This is a genomic window from Collinsella ureilytica (assembly GCF_019795105.1).
GTDB classification, from domain to species: Bacteria; Actinomycetota; Coriobacteriia; order Coriobacteriales; family Coriobacteriaceae; genus Collinsella; species Collinsella ureilytica.
Window position 1 is genome coordinate 280,760 of record NZ_JAIMFO010000006.1, and the last position, 20,086, is coordinate 300,845.

Consider the following 20,086-nt stretch of genomic DNA (forward strand, 5'->3'; position numbering starts at 1 on the left):
TACGTCTCATAGTCTTGGTCTCACATGCAAGAGGAGCTGTATAACGGAGACACAACCAATGGTGGCTGTGGTGACGATGGCTGGGAGCAGGTTCGTCGTGCCGGTTTGCGGCAAAGGCGTATGTTTGGGCACGGCACGCTGAATAACATGGTCTTCATCGTGTCCTTCAAGGCCGGTTCCACCCCCATTGCGATACAAAGACAGCTGTACATAGTTTTCCAAAGGTGAGCCTTCGGTATAGGAGTCGGTAACCTTGAGCTGAATACGTGCCGGCTCTGCTGCCTCTGCATCATGTGCGCGTTGGCTTTGAGCGCTTTTGATATCGTCATGAGGGCGTTTTCGATCAGGACGGTTCCAGTCTGTGCCTATAGTGGTGAAATGTTTCTCAACTCGTCCGTATTCGAACCTAAGTCCAATTACGTGCTCATCTGGGTCCAGCCCAAGATCGCTAACGAACAGTGTCGTACTGCTATCCGTTGGAAGGTCTTGTTTCCACAGCCTCCAGCCGGTGTAATCAAGTGCACGCCCATCGTCGCCCAAGGTCTTTTTGGTTTCAGGATGGCTCAGCCAAGGATTGTCTACACCGTCTGTAAGCGTTGCATTGGCATCGGATGCCTGGACTGCATCTTCGCTCTGCGAGTGGTTGGTTTGAAACCACAGATTCATCTTATTGTCAGCGTCGCCAACCGTAACTGGAGTGGTGACGGCAACTAAGGTTGCCCGTCCTTCTTTTACTGCAAGCAACTCGTCTTCAACGGTGCACTCATCTGTCCAGGAGTTCGAGGTATTCCGAAAGGCGATCGTATAGGCATACGATCCATCTTCGGATTCTTGCGCAGGAACACCTCCCTCACAGGCTGCTTCTACGTGTTGAGCCAAGGGCCGTGCTACCTCTTGTTGTTTATCCACCTCGCCAGAAATCGTGAGCGGAGCATCATGCATTACGACCGTTTGAATTTCTTCCGTTTCTAAAATGCTGAATTCAACAGGGTTAGCAAGGTCATAGGTTCTGGGTGTCATGCGCTCAACGAGTGTGTATGTTCCCGGGGGCAGCGCTTCTATCCGATGTGGTTCAGTGGTTGAGGTCCAAGAAGCAATCTCGTTGCCCTCTGCATCAAAAAGAGCAAGTTCAGCTCCGGCAACCTCGTTTTCTGTACTCACATCACGCTTGCTCAATTCAGTCTTGGTCGGCTCGTTAGCAACAACCTGCTCCAACACAACCTCTTTTGTATCCCGATCATGCCATGTGAACTCAATTAGAATCGGCTCAGCTTGCATGACATATCCGAGTGGAGCCTTGCGCTCGATGAGGTGGAACTGGGTTGTATGGCCTCCAAGTGGCAGGGGGCGAGATTCGGCTCTGCCATCTTGATCCGTTTCAATATGATCCATAACCTGGCCTTCTGTGGCTATGACCGTGCCATCTGGTAAAACGATGTCTTGCGCAGCGGCAATGTCAAAGCGAGCGCCAGCAAGTGGTTCGTCGCTGTTCTGAGGTGTTTTTAGGATATGGAGGCGACCGTAAGCGCGATCATTAGCCACGCGTATGACCACGAAGGGATCGCCCTGGTCTTCTCCCTCAACCGTGAAAGGAAGCTCTTCTATTGTGACTACATAAGGTGCTGGGGCGGCGATTTCACGCAGCTTGTATGAGCCTGCCTGCAACAGGCCGGGAAGCGTGACTGTTCCATCATCGCCGGTGGTAAAGGTATCGAGATGCGAAGGTGATGGATACCAAGCCTTTTGAACAATAGGGTTTCCCTCAAAATCTAGAATCTGAAATGAAAAGCCAGCGAGCGGTACAGTCTTTCCTGTTTCTGCGTCAGTCTTAATGATTTGTAGACGTGACGCACGCGCTCGGTTGCCTACCGTGTAGCGCAGCGTTGCTCCATTAACCATCTGATCTGCCGGTATTGTCCAATCTGAAACAGGAGCAAAGCCTTCTGGTACGGTTTCTGCACGCTCTCGCACGGTATAGCCTGCTTGATCGTAAGGTAAGGCACCGTGGATGTGTTCGTGGTGATCCCCAGCACCAAACCATTGGCCTGCAGTTGTAGCATGGCCATCGTGGTCAGTGGTAATCGTTCCTACCGTTTCATTCGTGGTTCCAGAGATGATGTCGAACGAGATCCCAACCCCAGGACGCTCCAGTTTGGATCCTTGATCATCACGGGCATCAAGGAATTTAGAAATCTCAATATCAAAGGTAAGGGGATGCTCTACAAAGTCTGCCTCAGGAATGAGCTCAATGATGCCCGCCTCATTCTGACCTTGCGGGGTAATTTCATAGGTATGCACACGCTCATCTAAGAGATAGCCCACCGGTGCTTTAAGCTCTCGAACGTCGATGGTGCCTAAAGGAATATTTTCAAAAATTACTACACCTTCTGCTGAGGTTGCTCCCGTGGCTTCCCAGCCTGGGGTTGAGCGTGAGCTGATGTGATAGACAGCACCTTCTAACGTGGCGCCAGCCTGAGCGATTCCAAGCGTGGCAGAGTCGCGTTTACTGATAACGAGACGGGCACATGCTGGCTGCTCAGGCGCGTGTACCGTGAGCGGAGTCGTTTCAACATTCACACGCAGCTGTTCAGGATTTACGAGATAGCCGGGGGATGCCGCCGTTTCAACGGCGTAGTAGTTTTGATTCGGAGCAAGTGAGCAGTGAGCATTTCCCTGCTCGTCGGTTATCAGATGTGCTACACGCTCATGGGTGTCTGAACGAAAGATTTCATACTGCGCGTTGGCAAGTGAATACGATGGATTGTTACCAGTCAGTTCAGGTGAGCTTGAGCGTTTCTCGATGATAATGGGGATCTTTTTGGTGGCAGTGAGGATTGATTGATGGGGAGAAGAGCTCCCTTCGCTTTGGAGCCATAGATGGGCACATCCTTGTTCAGGAGCTTTCTCACCTTGATTGCGGTACGCAAGACCGGCCTGGTATAAATCCCACGCAACTTGTTTCACTTCGGGATCAGGCTCTTTTGCCCAACGCTCATAGTAGTAGCGATTACCGTGATAGCTTGTCGTCTTACCGGTGAAGGTCAAAAGATCTGGCCGTTGATCTGCAATAGCGAGCCACGCTGCCAAGGCGGTTGCAAGCTCCGCACGCTCACCTTGCAGTCCTCCTATCTCACGAACAATCTCACCGTCGTATCCGTGGTAGAGCACATAATCGACCTCTGGAATTCCGAGCTTTCCTCCAGATGTGAGACGTTGTCCCTCAAGGGGAATCTTTAAGTAACCCTGTGCACAGTAACCAATATTGCCTGCGCTGTTGCCGTCTACACGGATGAACTGAGGCGGTGGGTCACGATGAGAGTACCCGACCGTAATTGAGGTGACGGTAACTGTTTCATCAGCTTCCGCACGAACACGTGCAGGGCTGAGCAACATAATTCCTGCAATAAGTAGTGCGATGAGTGCACATGCAGGTAGATACGCTTTCTTAACCACAACAAGCCCCCTTCTTCACTGAGATTGGAGGCTGAGCGTACCGTAGGAGTTCTTACAAAATAGAGGTGGAGACGGGCAGAATGCTCACAGTGGATGATCCGACAACTCAGCAAAAACTAACAAGCCAGTACCTTGGGTCGGCTCATATGGAATATAGGAAAAAAGTGATCCATTACATGAGCGGAGTCTCTTCAAAAAAGACACCACCTCTTGGAGGTGGTGTCTGCATCTACGTAGACCCTTTGACCGCGTGCCAATAAACAGACAGCTGCAATTCTCATGGGTGCATGTGCTTTGTGATGGTTGAGCCCACATACCCGTATGAGTGGGGACAGCATGTATGTATGCGGTGGTTGAACCCTGAGTCCACCTGAGCGAGTGCGTGTACAAACACATTACAAAGCTGCAACACTAACAGGAACAGGTTACTAGGCCTGAGTAGGCTTGGCATGCGAGGGTGTGCTTCAAAGCCTAGAGCAGCTTTTCCACTGCAGGACGCACAACGGTGGCAATATCTGCCGTAGGCTCAAAGCGTGCAACAACCTGGCCGTTCTTATCGAGCAAGAACTTCGTGAAATTCCACTTAATATCAGCGCTTTGCTTCCAATGAGGATCATCTTCATCAAACATCTTCGTGAGGATGGGTGTGAGTTTGTGGTTCGGGTCAAAACCAGCAAAACCCTGCTCTTTCTTTAACCAAGTAAATAAGGGGTGTTCATGCTCGCCATTCACCTCTACCTTGGCAAACTGCGGGAAGGTGACACCGAAGCGCCCTGTACAAAAGGTGTGAATCTCTTGAGCGGTACCAGGTGCCTGGTTGCCAAACTGGTTGCAAGGAAAATCAAGAATCTCAAAATCCTGATCTCCAAGATCTTGATACAGTTTTTGTAAATCAGCATAGGTGGGGGTAAACCCACACTCGGTAGCCGTGTTTACAATAAGCAGTACTTTTCCCTGGTAGTCGGCAAGATGTACATCATTGCCCTGCATATCTTGTACGGTGAAATCGTAGACGGAGCTCATCTGATCTCTCCATTCTAGTCGCGAGGCGACTTTACGAGGGCACCCTCCGTGCCCAACCTGTATCTCTCTTGCCCGGAAGCTCTTCTATCTATGCACGCCAGCAGGAGAGTTGCTGTTTTGCAGAGGGAGATGAGATGGGTGGGCGATGGACTACCGCGATGGGATGTAGCGATGGGCTACAACAACGGACTACAGCGATGACTACAACAATGGACTACAACAATGAGCTGCGCGTAAGAAAACCTGTAAACAAAACAGCAAGGCGCATAAGCCACCATTGCTCGCCAGCCCTTATTCATCCTCTTGCTCACAAATGCCGAGGGCACAGAGTCTCAGTCCTAGAACGCTCCCATCGCGCCCAGCCCATGGATGAAAGATCAAGAAACAGGCGTGTCCAACCTATGCATGAAAGAGCGGTTCTACTGGTAATAAGTCTGCAATACCTGTATGAATCTAGGCGGGAATTCAATACCGTTGATACTCTTCATAAAACCGTTCACCGAAATATATTTCCGTACAACCTAAGCGTCCTTACCCTCAGTCAGAAAATTATGAGGATTGCGCAACATGAGGTCGCAGCATGAGGTCTCGTCGTATGTGCAGACAGAGCATGAGAATAACAAGGGGTGTACGGTATGGGCGATGCAAGGAAGACGGTACAAAGCAACAGCTCCACGAGAGTGGATCAGCTGTGGTTACAAAAACGCCGACCGAAAAACCTGAGTATACGCTCCGGTCTTGCTACGCTTTTTGTAGCAGCTCTCCTTGCTCTGAGCCCCACAGGTGTTCGTCCGGCTTTAGCAGCGGTATCTGAACCAACAGTAGCCTCTGCGCTCGATACATCCGCAGTACTTACCTCCACTGCTGAAGCGGAAGTCACTGCATTATCTGATGCAACTTTCGCACCAACAGCATCGCACGCAGACGCCCTATCCTCAGATGCTCAAGCATCGCAAAACGAAAAATCTCATACCGTGTTAGCAGCAGCTCCTGCCGAAGCACAAGATCCTGCAGAAAATATCGCTCGAGGTATGCAGGTTGTAGCTGATTCTGTAGAAGCACCGAGCTTGCCCGCATCAAAAGCGGTGGATGGGGATACCAGCTCTCGCTCTTCACGTTGGTCCAGTGTGGTAGATGCCAGCCAAAACCGAAACGGCGGACCTCATTGGATTGCCATTGATTTTGGCAAAGAGCGGAGCATTAAAACCGTCCGTATCTTTTGGGAAATGCGTAAAGCCAAGGGATACCGCATCCAGATTGCAACAGGGGATCAGATGCCAGCGGCTGATAGCGCTGCATGGCAGACGGTGTATGAAAATCCGTCTCATCCATCGGCACTCAGAGATATGATCCGTCTGAATCAGGTAGCGACCGGTCGTTATTTGAGGCTGTATGTGGATGAAAATACCTATGCAGACCCCGATGGTGGCGTTGCCTGGGGAAATATCTCGCTGTTTGAAATCGAAGCCTATGGTGGTGAACCGCCTGTATCTGAGACCTTAGAAGATGTGGCTGCAGCTATCAGCCTTACCACGCCAGGGCCCACAGACACTAAGCTCAACATACAGCTCCCACAGTCGCAGCGTTTTATGGCTACATATAACGGAACTGATTATGAGCAGGTGATCGGAGACGATCTAACGATTTACAAGCCTATCGTGGATACTCAGGTTGTTGTGTCGTTTAAGGTTGTTGAGAAAGAGAACCCCGGAAATATGATTTTCCGCGAGATCCCCGTTACTGTTCCTGGATCTCATACCGTGGAGGCTGAAGATAATCCAGCGCCAAAAATTATCCCTGAGCTACGTGAGTGGAAGGGTGGATCTGGAGTGTTTTCGATCTGTCCAACCTCACGTATTCTCTATGCTGATCCAGCTTATAAACATGCAGCTGACGAGCTTGCCAATGATTATTCCGATCTATTTGGTACACAGCTCGAGGTAGTTGCAGGTTCTGATGCGCAAGCAGGAGACATCTTATTGACGCCAGCAGGCACTGACCATAATGAATTGGGAAACGAGGGCTACTATATGGAGGTTGGCGATGCGGTTACTGTCCGTGCGGGAGGCCCTCAGGGTGCTTACTGGTCTACGCGGACGGTGTTGCAGGCGCTGGTAGGCTCAAATACCAAGAGTATTCCGCAAGGTACTGCTCGCGACTATCCTTTGTATAGGGTGCGCGGACTTATTTTAGATGTGGGGCGTAAAACCTTTACGCTTGATTTTTTGAAACAGCTCAGCCGTGAGCTTGCCTGGTATAAGCTGAACGATCTGCAGGTTCATCTCAACGATAACTATATCTGGGTTGAAGAGTATACCGACGACAAGGTTGATGAGGCATACTCAGGATTTCGTCTTGAGTCTGATATAAAGGCCGGGGGCGATAGCGGTCGTAATAAGGCAGACCTCACCAGCAAAGATGTCTGGTATAGCAAAAAAGATTTCCGTGATTTTATTACTCAAGCACGGGCTATTGGTGTCAACGTGGTTCCGGAGTTTGATACCCCGGCGCATTCGTTGGCGTTTACTAAAGTGCGCCCCGATTTAAGAACACCAAGAAGCATGACGCACCGCGGAAATGATCATCTGAATATTGCGACAAAGTATGATGAGTCACTTTCCTTCGTGAAAAGTGTGTGGGATGAATATATAAGCGGTGAAAACCCTGTTTTTGATGAACAAACAACTCTCCATATTGGTGCTGATGAGTTTGAAGCAGATGGTGACGCATACCGTCGTTTCGTAAATGATTTGTTTGCACATATTGAAGCTACAGGGCGAACGACACGTATCTGGGGAAGCCTGTCTCACATTCGCGGAAGCGGTAATGTAGCAGTTCAGGGCACATCAGCCTCAGGTAAACTGCGCGAGATCAATCTGTGGAACGGCACATGGGCCGATATGAAAGAGATGTACAAGCTCGGATTCGGCCTCATTAACAGTAATGATGGAACGTACTATATGGTGCCGAATGCTACTTACTATGGCGACTATCTCAATCCGGCAACGGTGTATAACAGCGCTATTAACACTATCGGGCGCACTACGATTCCGGCAGGCGACAAACAGATGCTCGGTGGCTCGTTTGCAGTGTGGAATGATATGACAGGCCGCCGCGAAAATGGCATGTCTGAATATGATATCTATGATCGAATTCGTCATTCAGCAGCTTATTATGCGGCCGCAAGCTGGGGCAAGACTTCACTTCCCTTAAATGCGCTGACTGAGCGTGCAGCACAGCTGGGAGATGCGCCAAATACTAACTTTGGTTATAAGGTTAAAAAAGATCAATCTGGTGTAATTGCCCATTATAAGATGAATAACCTGTCGGATTCATCTGGCATGGTCGAAGATTTGACGCTCGACGGAGGGGCTCAGCTTGTTACCGTGGACGGCAGGAACGCTCTTAAGCTCGTAACTGGTTCTGTTGTTCAAACAGGTCTCGATACTGTTGGTCTTGGCAACAATCTACGTGTCAAAGTAAAGCGTACCAACGCTTCAACTGACGAGCAGATTCTTTTTGAGAGTGCTTATGGTGCAATCAAGGCCATACAAAGCGGAACAGGGAAAGTTGGTTTCTCACGTGAGGGACGAGACTACTCATTCAATTACAAGCTGCCCGTGGGTGAGTGGGTTGAGCTTGAGTTTAAGAATATAAAAGATTTCACAACACTTTATGTAAACGGAACAAAAGTAGAGACACTTGGTCAAAACGGAAGAGGCAAGCTCAAAGCAACCTCCATGCTTCCTTTGAAGCAAATTGGGTCAAAAACTCATGGCTTTGAGGGCTTTATCGACGATGTTCGTGTATCAAGTGACGCAGCGTTTTCTTCCACTATGAAATTAGATGCGGCACTCCAAAAAGCTCGGGCAGTGTTAACAGAGACGAATGATCCTGAGTTGCTCCGCCTCGTTCAGGAAGCTGCACCTTTAGTTGAAGAGATGAACCCGGAGGGTGAGGCTATACAGACGGCTCTCTCAGCTCTATCAAAAAGATTGTCGGAATTGTCCTTTAAAAAGGCAAATTACGAACAGGTCGATGCGCTTCTTGCGGCTGTTCCAAAAGACCTGTCGCGGTTCAGCGCAGAGAGCGTTCATGAGCTCAACGAAGCCATACAGGTCATTGAGCGTGACTTACCGGCGGCTATGCAAGAGCAGGTTGAGGTATATCGAACCCGCCTATCTCGTGCACTTAAGGCACTTACGCCAAAACCTGCAGATGAAATGGTCGCCTCTGTTGTTTCAGCAACGGCTTCAAGCGAAGAAACCGCCCAAGAGAATACACCGGCTTCAGCGGCGTTTGACGGGGATCCAAACACGATCTGGCATACTCGTTGGTCATCTCAACCGGATCAGGGCCCAACATATTGGATTGAAGCGAAGCTTCAAGAGCCATCTTCTGTGACAGGCATGGTGTATGTACCGCGCTCTGATGGAGAAAATGGCAGGCTTGAGCAATATCGTGTTGAAGTGAGCACAAACAATGGTGCGAGTTATAAGAGCGTTGCTGAAGGTGCTGTAAGCAACCCAGCGCGCCCCACTACCATTTCTTTCGACGCTGTAGATGATGTCACGCATGTGAAGTTGGTATTTACCAAATCGAAGCCTGGCAATCGTTTTGCATCAGCTGCAGAGATTCAGATTCAGGTTGATGAGAGCAAGAAGGACATACAACGGCTGCAAGAAGCTTTAAAGCAAGCAAAGAGCCTTGCGGAAAAGAGCTACACGCCCGCGTCGTGGGCAAAGCTTGCTGAGTCACGTGAAGCTGCTCAAGCTATTGTCCAAGCGGCTAGCCCTGCAGCCGCTGATGTGACCCATGCGCTTACCAGCCTCTTGAATGCTATGCTCCAGCTTGATGCTGTAGAAATTAAGGATCCGGTGCCTCCAGCGCCTGATCCTCACGATACCCCGGGTACCGAAAACCCGGATCCAGGTACCGAGCAACCAAACCCGGGCACCGAGAACCCGAATCCGGGTACTGAAACCCCGAGCGTCAAAGAATACAGCGTTCAGTTTGTGGTCGATGGTGTGGTTAATGCCACAATACAGGTAAAAGAAGGTGAGCTCGCGCCCCGCCCGCAAGACCCAGTAAAGCCTGGCTATACCTTTATGTATTGGGCAACGCCAAAGGCTGTACAAGTCGGCGTGCATACTCAAGGAGCTCGTCTGCTTATATCTGCTCCTTTGAACTTGTTGGGTATACAGACGCTTGAAGCCTACGACTTCTCGCTGCCTGTTACGAAAGATCTCGTACTGACTGCAGTGTTCAAGAAAAACGAAGAACCGCTCTCCGGGAAACACAACGAGCACGTGCAGAAAAAGGATTCAAAGAAGCAAGGATTGGGAAAACCAGCTACTAAGTTACCTAAAACTTCAGATGGTATTGGTGTAGCCGCAACCGCTCTTTTCAGTGCAGTAGGAGTTTTGACTACAGGGGTTCTTACCTCCCGCCGTCGCAGGAAGTAGCAGAGTATACAGAGTGTAAAAAGGTGCCTGCAGTGTTTATGCTGTAGGCACCTTTGTTATAGAGGAGACAAGGTTTCTGAAGTTTGGCAGAGCATATATTCCTAAAGCTATTATCTAGCCCTGGGGTTACTATGCTGAGACTATGAGAAACATACAAGCACTCATTGTGCATACGCCACAAGTATCCTCGATACACTTTGGAGAAGCACAGGCGTGCAAAGGACGCAGATGCTAAAGAAGCGCGTCCACAGCAGGTTTAACTACCGTCTCAATATCGGCAGTTGGTTCAAAGCGCTCAACTACATGCCCGGTGCGATCAACTAAAAACTTTGTGAAATTCCAGGTAATATCGGAACTCTCTTGCCATTGAGGATTTGCCTTGCTGAGTATATCAACAAGGATGGGCGTGATTTTATGGTTTGGATCAAAGCCAGCAAACCCGCGCTCGCTCTTAAGCCATGTGTACAGCGGATCCTCATGATCGCCATTAACCTCGATCTTGCCAAACTGAGGGAATGTGACCCCAAAGCGTCCTGTACAAAACGTGTGAATTTCCTCAGCTGTTCCTGGAGCCTGCTGACCAAACTGGTTGCACGGGAGATCAATAATTTAAAGTCCCTTATCGTGCAGCTCTTCATAAAGCTTTTGGAGATCGGCGTACGTAGGGGTAAAACCACACTCTGTTGCTGTGTTTACAATAAAAAGAACCTGACCGGTGTAGTCCGAAAGGCTTACGTCCTGTCCTTCTCGGTCTTTTATTGAAAAGTCATACACAGAACTCATTGTGTACTTCCATCATCAAAAAACGGTGTTATGGGTAGCCCGCGCGTCTATCGAGCGCAAACTACCTATACAACCTGATATCCGATGCAGCTGTTGCTATGCAGATCTAAAAGAAAAGAGATACAAACCATAGAGTTCAGCACAAAGACAATGAGATGGAGCGGGCGACGGGACTCGAACCCGCGGATACGAGCTTGGGAAGCTCGTGCCTTACCACTTGGCGACGCCCGCAAAAGCAGTATCATGGAGTATACCGCATCTGTGCTTCCTGTCGTTTGAAAGCCTTCCTTCTTTCAATAATCTTGCCTTTTGAGACGAATCTGTAGATAGATGATATTCATTGGAATTCTTATAAGAAAGACGCACGTAAAGGCACACTCACAGCGCTGAGGACATTAGAAAGACGCACACAGAGGAGCCCTCACAAAACAGAGGATTGTTCTTGTATCACGATGTTTATCTTTAGTTTATTTAGGAGATAGAGCGCCACGGTATTAAACCCGCTATGGCGCGGGTTGTATTTCGGTGATAACAAATCCATCAGTGAGGTTTATCACCTGGAACTGATTAGATGTACCCTCACAAGAGCTGCCCGTATCAGGAGTCTCCTGTTTTTTATTGCATAGTAGTTTTACTACAGCCCGCTCACCACCATACATATCTACCACCTCAAGAGGACGATTCCGGTCAGGGTAAATACTTCCCTCTGGGATTTGGTGAACAATCATCTTAGGACCAAGATCACCACCTAAGTGCCATCCACAGAGTGTTGCGCCTGCCGCAATGATAAAAACTGCATATAAGATGAGTGCAATACGGTTAATGCGCAGGAGTCGGTGATGCCACTCTTCAAAGGTTGAGCGGGCGGTTGAAAGATCATTCCTACCACTTATTAGTCTGCTTAACACTATATTTAGCATCATACCGATCATCATTGTTATCAAAAACGGTATGGTTGCCGATCCTGTATAGCCTAAAGACTGGGCAAGGCTATATGGAAAGACTGCAAACATTACTAATATAAAAGCCTCGCCAACCGCACGCATAAGCTCAACTGATAAGAGAGCCGATGCGGCAAATACGTTCTGATCGCAGATGAATCGAGTGGATAGAGCACCGAAGACAACAAGTAGAACAGAAAGAATGCACAAGGCAAAAAGAGCGACCCAGGGCAGCCGCTCAGTCCCTTCTACGCTCAATGTGTGATTTGCAGAAATATAGGCCGCTATTGTCAAAAGTGTTATGGCGCTTGCTGCCACAAGAAGCGAAAGGAGCGTAATTACTACGCCTTTATTGGGACGCTTCTTAGAAAGCCAAAATAGCCCCCCGAGAGAAAAGACCAGGCCACAACAGGCGCTTACGAGTAAAGGCAGATGTTCATCTGTGATTATGCAGGTAAGGGACAATATAGGCAGAAAGAGAAACACTGCATACGCAACGATTGTGAGCGATCCCACCTTATCACTCAATATCTGCGGGGAAGCCTTCTGGAGAGTAATGCTTGCTCGACGAATGCAGGAGAAACGTATAAATATCCACGGTGCGGCGGCAATGAGCAAAATAGCTGGCTCAATGAGATCAATTGGAGCGGGAGTAATAAGCCTGGTGGGGTAGCCTGCAGACAGTGCAATTCCAACATGATAGAAATACGCCACGAGCGCAGACATACCAGCAAGGGCAGAAAGAAGGCTAATAAGGTCACCTATATGATCGCTTATATGTGATGACATGGAGGTCTGTGATTGAGAAGAGGCGGTTATTTGTGTTGTAGAGGCCTGGTTATCCATAGACTCTTTCTCCATCATCTCCGCTTGCAGCTACGGCTGCATGCTGACACACGAGACTATTGTTCGTTACTAATATATGTTGTCCTCATATCTTACAGGAGCGGATAAGGGTATTTAGCTAAGAAGAAAGTACCTGTGAAAGAAGTCTTACGCGCGCTTTGGATGGCTGTGTTGTGGGCATAAAGCGTACAGATTGGATGCCTGTGTTGTTGATATACAGCGGTCAAAAATGGACATACTATGTGTCGTCTATACGTTCAAAAAAGTAAAGAGCTTAAAGAAACCCCTGATAAACTTAGTCAGGCAGCATGGTCTATCTAAAATGTTCTAGCTGAAAACAAAATAAAACCGAGATGCTGAAAAAAATCTCGCTAATCGCTTGACAACTTAAGCGGGGGGGGGGGCTATTCTCTGGTCATCCCAGTTGTCGATTTAGTCGATGAGAAATGTAGGCTGATCTGTAGAAGGAGTCAGGGGTTAGGTATGAACATTAAAAGAAAAGTTGCTGTAGGTGCAGTAGCGGCGAGTTTCCTGATTGCAAATATTGTTCCTGCTGCATTTGCTGCGAACAACTATAAGCTTGGTAGTGGCCCGGCTGCTATTGCCGCTCGCGATCAGGCTGTTATTGATGTCAATAAAGTGGACCGTCCCAAGGTTCTTATTGAGCAGAACAAGAAGCTCAAGCCAATGCTCGAGCAGATGGTCGCTGCTGCCGATGCAGATATTGCTGATCTTGAGAAGGCAATCGTTGCATCTACTGATCTCATCAAGCAGCTGACTGCTGAGAATCAGGCAAAGATCGATAAGAACACGTCTCGTATTGCCGAGATCGATGATATGATCGCCACCTATACAAAGGCCGGCACTCCCCCCGAGTACTACCTCCAGAAAGAGATTGCTGAGAAGAAAGCACTTGAGGAAGAGAACGTTAAGCTCAATGCTGAGATTCCTGGTGTTCCAACAGCTCTGAAGTCCATTTCAGATAACAAGGCATCACTCGAGAAGCTTCGTGAAGAGCGTCGTCAGATGAGGAATGTCCTTCGCGTGATGGAGTTGAACCCTGGTAAGCAGCTCGGCATTACCGTTGATCAGCGTCCGTCGGTACCAACCGAGAATCCTTCGGAGACGCCCGAGAATCCGTCCAATACCACTGAGAATAACGGTACTCAGACGCCTTCTGGTAACGCTGAGAATAAGCAGCAGCCTGGTTCCAAGGATGAGAAGACCGAGACTCCTGACTCCAAAAAGTCTTCTGGTGCTAAGACTAAAAAGGAAACCAAGGCCAAGAAGCTTCCTGCAACTGGCGATAGCATCGTAGGTTTGGTAGCTGGCATGGCTGGCTTCGTAAGCACCATGGGTGCTGTCCTGGTACGTAAGTTCAAGTAATTAGCTTACATACAAAAGACAGAATGCAGCCACTTCGGTGGCTGCATTTTTTTGTCACTATTGAGGCTTCTTCTCGTTTCATCTCTAGCGTTTTAGCTATAAAGCGTTTTTAAGTTCGTAATGAGTTGCTAAGCGTATATAGCTTGGTCGTCATACAAGCTATATGGCTGAGGCTGATAGGCCACAAAAGGAAACATAAGCCCCAGCACACGCCATACATGAGTGATGTGTACAATAGCTGTACGATAGCTTGTTTCACATAGCGGCAAAGGGGCATGCATGATTGATCGCTATACCCGTCCTGAGATGGGCCACATCTTTTCGCTCGAAAATAAATATGCTGTCTGGCAAGAGATTGAAGTGCTTGCTTGTGAGGCTCAAGCTGAGTTAGGTCACTGTGGCATTACGCGTGAGGATGCAGCATGGATTCGTGAGCATGCTGCATTCAATACAGCTGAGGTTGACGAGATTGAAGCTGTGACAAATCATGACGTTATTGCCTTTCTTACTAATATGGCAAGTTATATTGATGCTGAGGTGCCAGATGGTAAGCCTCGGCCAAGTCGCTGGGTTCACTATGGCATGACGAGCTCAGATTTAGGAGACACGGCTCTGTGTTATCAGCTTACTCAGGCCTGTGATCTCTTAATTGAAGATTGTCGTAGTCTGGGGTCAATTTGTCAGCGTCGAGCGCTTGAGGAGCGTAATACGCTTTGCGTAGGCCGTACTCACGGTATTCATGCTGAGCCAATGACGTTTGGAATGAAGTTTGGAAGCTGGGCTTGGGAGCTGAAGCGCACGCTTGAGCGCCTTATAAGTGCGCGAGAAGGCATTGCATATGGCGCTATTTCTGGCGCTGTTGGCACCTATAGCTCAATTGATCCCTATGTTGAAGAGTACGTATGCCGAAATCTTAGCCTTGTGCACGATCCTTTGTCCACGCAGGTCATTAGTCGCGATCATCACGCTCAGCTAGCAGGAGTTCTTGCTACCTGCGCGGCTACCCTTGAGCGTATTGCAATAGAGATTAGAAGCTTGCAAAAGACCGATACCTTAGAGGCAGAGGAGCCATTTAAGAAGGGTCAAAAGGGGTCTTCGGCAATGCCGCATAAGCGCAATCCCATTACGATGGAGAAGGTCTGCGGCCTCTCGCGTGTGGTGAAGGCAAATGCTCAGGTGGCCTTTGATAATGTAGCACTTTGGCATGAGCGCGATATCTCTCATAGCTCTGCTGAGCGCGTGGCTCAAGCAGATAGCTTTATCGCTCTTGACCATATGTTTCAATGCCTGATTCGTGTGGTGGATGGACTGGTGCTTTATCCGGCGCGCATGCGAGCAAATCTCGACCTGACGCGTGGACTCATCTTTTCATCCAAGGTGCTGCTTGCTCTGGTAGATACTGGTATTACGCGTGAGGATGCGTACAAGATCGTGCAGCGCAATTCTATGACTGTTTGGGATGATGTGCACAACGCAGTACAAGGGCCAGGTCTTCGCGAGCGCCTAGAGGCAGATCCAGAGTGCACGCTCAGCTCAAAAACGCTTGATGAGATCTTTGATCCCTGGGATTTCTTAACACGTATCAATGTGGTGTTTGATCGCTTGGAGACTCTCGAGTTTTAGGTCTTACAGCCTAGCTTGTAAGCGCTTGAAATGCAGGCGCTAGCATGATAGCGAAAACTACTGAGCCTGCCTACCTCATAGGATTTTGACTAACCTCATTCATTTGATCAGTATCCTCAAATGAGGGGTATGAATAGCGTGCTTCTCACAGTGAGCGTGGAGTCTGATTAAAGCTCTTCCTATACTGGGAGCAGATCTGTTGCATGGGAGGAATGTACGTGCGAAAAAAGGCATCAAAAGAGAAGCAGCTGCATTCGGGCGGCATCACAAGGCGAGCCTTTACCGCTGGAGCTGCTGTGGCAGGTGCTGGTATTTCTGCACTGTCTGCTCTCGGTTGCTCATCAAAGGCCAAGCGCGAAGAGGCCGGAGAGCCCCAAGTTGTTACCGACGCCTCGAAGATTATTGATGCGCTCTCAGATTTTGAAGAGGCAGATCTTGGTGTTTCAGCTGCACAGACGTGGGAAGTTCCTCTCGGCACGAAGCTCTATCACACGGGTGGATCCTGGGCTGCCTGTATGCTCACCCCAGATTCCGCGATGCATCCCAATACGCTCGGCGCGTTTTCTACTGCATCTGGCCGCACGTTCACGCTGATGGAAGAAGCAAGCCTCGGGCGCGGCTATAGTTTTTACGATGTGCGCATGTCAGAGAGTATCTTTGCCTGGCTTGAGATTGACTATATTGCTGGTGCTTGGGCTTTGCTGGCCTGCCCTTTTACTGATGGCTCCATTTCAGGCAATCCAATTACCTTAGACTCAGGAGACCAGGATTGGGAACCGGCGTCTTTTACCTGCCGAGGTTCGTCGGTCATTTGGCAAAAGATGCCGCAGCCGACTGGCAAAAAACGCGCAGAGACCTCTCAATGTTTAATGTGGACTTCCGGAAACGAAAAAGGCAGCGTGCTTTGGGAGTCAACTGGTCGCTTTGCTACGAAGCCTCGGGTTGCTGGTCGTTCTTTGACGATTGCTCCACGCGTTCGCAATGACGAGGGTACGTTTTATGGCATGACGGCAATCGATCTTGATGATACTTCCCATGGGATGCTTGATCAGCTGGTGCTTCCTTCAGGTATTCGACCATTTGAGGCGGTGTATGCCCAGGATCGCTTTGCATTTTCTATCGAGGCGAGCTATGAGTCGGGCGGAAGTCTGGGAAAAATGGGCACCTTTATTGGACGTGAGGGTGGTTCCTTCGTCTTTTTCGCCCGTGAGCCACTGGCTCAAATTATGTTTTCTGGTTCACGCTTTTTGATTAAAACGCAGTCGGCTCACTACGCCTTAGATATAGAAAATGAAAAGATCGAAGGCGTTTCTGGTCCAGATCGCTCCCTTGGGTTTGGAGAGTTTCCCGCAAGTGAGGGCGAAGCCACAGGCGTTCTAACGTATGCGACGATTCGCGATGCTAAAGGGGCGCCCGCAAGTGGCATGGCTCGATGGTTGAGCTTGCAAGCATAACTTTTGCAGAGCGCCTGAATGGGTCAAACGAGTCCATGTGCTGAGGCTCATGCGTTGATATGCCGTGAGGCATCGCGTGCCTGAGTGTGAGGCGCGGTCACTGGGTCAGACGCTCATCCTGTTTCGTGCTGCATGGGTGGTGTATGGTGAGCCTGGGCGAGCCCATTTACTGAGATATTCGCTCCGTCCACCGTCAATATACGGCCGCCGGGTTTGAGGTCTTCGCTGCCGGGGTAGAAATGTTAAAGCACCCTGCGGTACTATGGGTCGGAGTATGAACGTAAGTGGTAAGGAGGCCGAGCATGGCTTCGGACGCGCGTAAGATTTTGCTGGTAGAGGACGAGAAGTCTATCCGTGATGCGGTGGCTGCCTACCTCGAGCGTGAGGGCTACTGGGTAGTTGGCGTGGGGGATGGCCAGTCGGCAGTTGAGGAGTTTGAGAAGCACCAATTTGATCTCATTGTGCTCGACCTCATGCTTCCCAAGCTTTCTGGTGAGCGGGTCTGCCGCGCTATTAGAGACACGTCAGATGTGCCCATTATTATGCTGACCGCCAAGGGCGAGGTTGAGGATCGTATTATCGGTCTTGAGCTTGGTGCTGATGATTATCTTATCAAGCCGTTCTCTCCACGTGAACTCATTGCTCGAGTAAGGGCGCTGTTCCGTCGTACTCACCTGGTTGAGGAACCCCTTGTTGAGGTGCTCGACTTTGGTGATCTGGTTATTGATATTTCTGGCCATAAGATCCTCGTCGAGGGTCATGAGGTTGACCTTACTGCCTCTGAGTTCAAGCTGCTCACCACCCTTGCCCGCCATCCTGGCCGTGTGTATAACCGAATGGAGCTGGTGGAGAAGGTGCTCGGCTATGACTTTGAGGGATACGAGCGCACGATTGATTCGCATGTAAAGAACCTGCGCGCCAAGCTGGGAGACGACCCCAAGCATCCCAAATGGCTCTATACCGTCCACGGTGTGGGCTATCGTTTTGAGGCTCCAGTTAAGCAGTCTGAGGACGCACAGGCTAATTCCTAATGATGCCTCCTGCCAGTCTTATCGGCGGGAAGCGCGAAGAGCAAGACCGCTCGTCAGGCGCTGATAGTGCGCCTGACGGCTTGTGCTCACATAACGAGACGGACTCGCCCGGCTCTTCGAGACGAGACCGTGTGTCTTGTTCAAGCTCGTCCGACTCAGAGACGTCTGCCTCGGCTTTGCTGAGCTCAAAGATATCTGGTGGAGCTATGTCTGATAGAGAGACACCCAACACGTCTGGCTCAAGAGCGAGCTGGAATACGCCGCGCACAAACCCACGTACTGGCATGAGCTATGGCTCACGCATGGCTGTTTCATTTGCACTGACTTCGTTTATGACCGTGCTCATCATGGCGCTTGTGGTAACCGTGGTGTGGGGTGGTGCCTTTTCTGATTACACCCGTGCCAATGTAGAAGAATTTGCTCGATTGGCGTCCATCAAGCTTGCTCATGGTTATGAGCGTGAGGGTCGCTGGACGATACGTTTGTTGGATGAGCTGGCCGGATCAGGCGTGGTTTCTGAAGACATTGGTATGCAGGTGCTCGATGTTGATGGCACGGTTTTGTATGACGATACATGGCCGGCTGCTGCCGTTGCTGCCGAGATCAAGCGCGAGGCGGAGTCTGAGGCTGCTGCCCGTGCTACCGCTCAGGGTAGTCAAGGGACAGGAGAAGCGTCGTCTGGTGCGCCGAGCGGTAGTGCGTCGAGCGATGCTGCATCGAGTGCAGCGGGCAGCACGACTGGCGCTGTGGCTCGTGGCGGGGAAGTGGGGCAAGATAGTGCGCACGGAACCGCTCCTGCTACGCCGGAGTCGGATACGCATGTTGGTGCAGCTGTAGGTGCCTCTTCTGCTGCGACCGGTGTGTTGCCCGGAGATCCTTCAGGGATGACGGGGGCGCTGCCCGGAGACCCCTCGGGAGCGACTGCAAATACTTCTTCAGAAAGCGCCTCTGGTCGTGGCATGCGTGAGGAGCGCGACGAGCCGGCTCATGCCCTCGTTTCCCAGGCTCCAACCGACCAAGAAGGAGCCATTTCTCAGGTCATTCTGACCTCGGATGGAACGGAAATTGGCACCCTCAGAATGTGGGTGTTAGGCAGCGATGCGCTGCTGACAAAGGCCGATGCAGCGTTTCGGCAAAAAACGTTTAATGCCATGGGTCTCGCTGCGCTGGTCGCGGTCATTATTTCGGTGTTCATTGGCCTGCTTGTATCGCGCATGCTCACCAATCCAATTCGCCGGATTACAGGCACGGCAAAACAAATTCGCGATGGTGACCTCACGGCGCGTACGGGTATGCGCGGGGATGACGAGATCGATCGGCTCGGAGAGACCTTCGATGAGATGGCGGTATCGCTGGAGAAGGATCTGCGCCACGAACGTCGTCTCACCTCCGATGTTGCTCACGAGCTGCGCACGCCGCTCATGGCGATGCTCGCAACGGTTGAAGCTATGCAAGATGGAGTCTATCCCACCGATGCTGAGCACCTAGAAACCGTTGCCTCTGAGACGCGCCGCCTGGCTCGGCTTGTTCAAAAAATGCTGGATATTTCTCGTATGGAAAGCGCGCATGAGCCGATGAATATTAAGTCGGTTGATGTGGTTTCGCTGGTGAGATCTATTGTGGCGAACCAAGAACAACTCTTTATTCAGCGCGATTTAAACCTGCGCTTTAACGATGAAACGCAGGGTAAGGGCGCTACGGCCGAGATTGATGCTGACATGATTTCGCAGGCCGTAATTAACATTATGAGTAACGCCATGCGCTATACGCCTGAGGACGGCTGGGTTGTTGTTTCGGTTGTTGCCGAGCGAAAACAGGTTCAGATTTCAATTTCAGACACAGGCATTGGTATTGCAAAAGAGGATTTGTCGCGAGTGTTTGGCCGCTTTTGGCGAGCAGATGCAAGCCGTGCGCGCGTGGCGGGAGGCCTAGGCGTTGGTCTGGCGGTAACCAAGATGATCGTTGAGCGTCACCAGGGCTTTATTTCGGTTGAATCTGAACTGGGCCACGGAACCACTTTTACGATCAATTTGCCCCGCGAGCATATGGCTGAAGCGGCGGAATAGACTGCGTACAAAATG

Annotated in this window: 9 protein-coding genes, 1 tRNA gene and 1 pseudogene; 6 read left to right on the forward strand and 5 right to left on the reverse strand. The window is 50.1% G+C overall.

From position 1 onward, the window contains the following. Nucleotides 1-6 precede the first annotated feature (6 nt). Complete coding sequence (locus tag K6V98_RS05560) at nucleotides 7-3,453, reverse strand: MSCRAMM family protein (protein ID WP_222199529.1); 3,447 nt, start codon at nucleotides 3,451-3,453, stop codon at nucleotides 7-9. Between the two features lie 471 nt (nucleotides 3,454-3,924). Beyond that, entirely contained in the window at nucleotides 3,925-4,476 is a 552-nt protein-coding gene (locus tag K6V98_RS05565; protein ID WP_222199530.1) for a glutathione peroxidase, read from the reverse strand. A 635-nt stretch (nucleotides 4,477-5,111) separates the two neighbouring features. Here K6V98_RS05565 and K6V98_RS05570 point away from each other — a divergent pair. Beyond that, nucleotides 5,112-9,941, forward strand: coding sequence for a discoidin domain-containing protein (locus tag K6V98_RS05570; RefSeq protein ID WP_222199531.1), 4,830 nt, complete (start codon nucleotides 5,112-5,114; stop codon nucleotides 9,939-9,941). A 231-nt stretch (nucleotides 9,942-10,172) separates the two neighbouring features. Here K6V98_RS05570 and K6V98_RS05575 read toward each other — a convergent pair. From K6V98_RS05575 to K6V98_RS05585, 3 genes and pseudogenes are all read right to left on the reverse strand, one after another. Next, a pseudogene (locus tag K6V98_RS05575) lies at nucleotides 10,173-10,724 on the reverse strand (glutathione peroxidase). A gap of 156 nt (nucleotides 10,725-10,880) precedes the next feature. Next, nucleotides 10,881-10,955 (reverse strand) — tRNA-Gly (locus tag K6V98_RS05580). A 272-nt stretch (nucleotides 10,956-11,227) separates the two neighbouring features. Continuing rightward, nucleotides 11,228-12,526, reverse strand: coding sequence for a hypothetical protein (locus K6V98_RS05585; RefSeq protein WP_222199532.1), 1,299 nt, complete (start codon nucleotides 12,524-12,526; stop codon nucleotides 11,228-11,230). A 468-nt stretch (nucleotides 12,527-12,994) separates the two neighbouring features. Here K6V98_RS05585 and K6V98_RS05590 point away from each other — a divergent pair, with 468 nt between their 5' ends. From K6V98_RS05590 to K6V98_RS05610, 5 genes are all read left to right on the forward strand, one after another. Beyond that, entirely contained in the window at nucleotides 12,995-13,897 is a 903-nt protein-coding gene (locus K6V98_RS05590) for a hypothetical protein (protein ID WP_222199533.1), read from the forward strand. A 279-nt stretch (nucleotides 13,898-14,176) separates the two neighbouring features. After that, entirely contained in the window at nucleotides 14,177-15,520 is a 1,344-nt protein-coding gene (purB, locus tag K6V98_RS05595) for an adenylosuccinate lyase (protein ID WP_222199534.1), read from the forward strand. A 218-nt stretch (nucleotides 15,521-15,738) separates the two neighbouring features. Continuing rightward, a complete protein-coding gene (locus K6V98_RS05600) occupies nucleotides 15,739-16,974 on the forward strand; it encodes a hypothetical protein (RefSeq protein WP_371734530.1) in 1,236 nt (411 codons plus the stop codon). Between the two features lie 302 nt (nucleotides 16,975-17,276). After that, nucleotides 17,277-18,005: a response regulator gene (locus tag K6V98_RS05605; protein WP_222199535.1), complete on the forward strand. Its 729-nt coding sequence runs from the start codon at nucleotides 17,277-17,279 to the stop codon at nucleotides 18,003-18,005. Between the two features lie 206 nt (nucleotides 18,006-18,211). Continuing rightward, complete coding sequence (locus K6V98_RS05610; protein WP_306792775.1) at nucleotides 18,212-20,071, forward strand: sensor histidine kinase; 1,860 nt, start codon at nucleotides 18,212-18,214, stop codon at nucleotides 20,069-20,071. Nucleotides 20,072-20,086 lie beyond the last annotated feature (15 nt).

Excerpts from the sequence above, each read along its gene's own strand:
- K6V98_RS05565 (WP_222199530.1), bottom strand. The coding sequence starts at position 4,476 with ATGAGCTCCGTCTACGATTTCACCGTACAAGATATGCAGGGCAATGAT.
- K6V98_RS05570 (WP_222199531.1), top strand. The coding sequence starts at position 5,112 with ATGGGCGATGCAAGGAAGACGGTACAAAGCAACAGCTCCACGAGAGTG.
- K6V98_RS05585 (WP_222199532.1), bottom strand. The coding sequence starts at position 12,526 with ATGGAGAAAGAGTCTATGGATAACCAGGCCTCTACAACACAAATAACC.
- K6V98_RS05590 (WP_222199533.1), top strand. The coding sequence starts at position 12,995 with ATGAACATTAAAAGAAAAGTTGCTGTAGGTGCAGTAGCGGCGAGTTTC.
- purB (WP_222199534.1), top strand. The coding sequence starts at position 14,177 with ATGATTGATCGCTATACCCGTCCTGAGATGGGCCACATCTTTTCGCTC.
- K6V98_RS05605 (WP_222199535.1), top strand. The coding sequence starts at position 17,277 with ATGGCTTCGGACGCGCGTAAGATTTTGCTGGTAGAGGACGAGAAGTCT.
- K6V98_RS05610 (WP_306792775.1), top strand. The coding sequence starts at position 18,212 with ATGTCTGATAGAGAGACACCCAACACGTCTGGCTCAAGAGCGAGCTGG.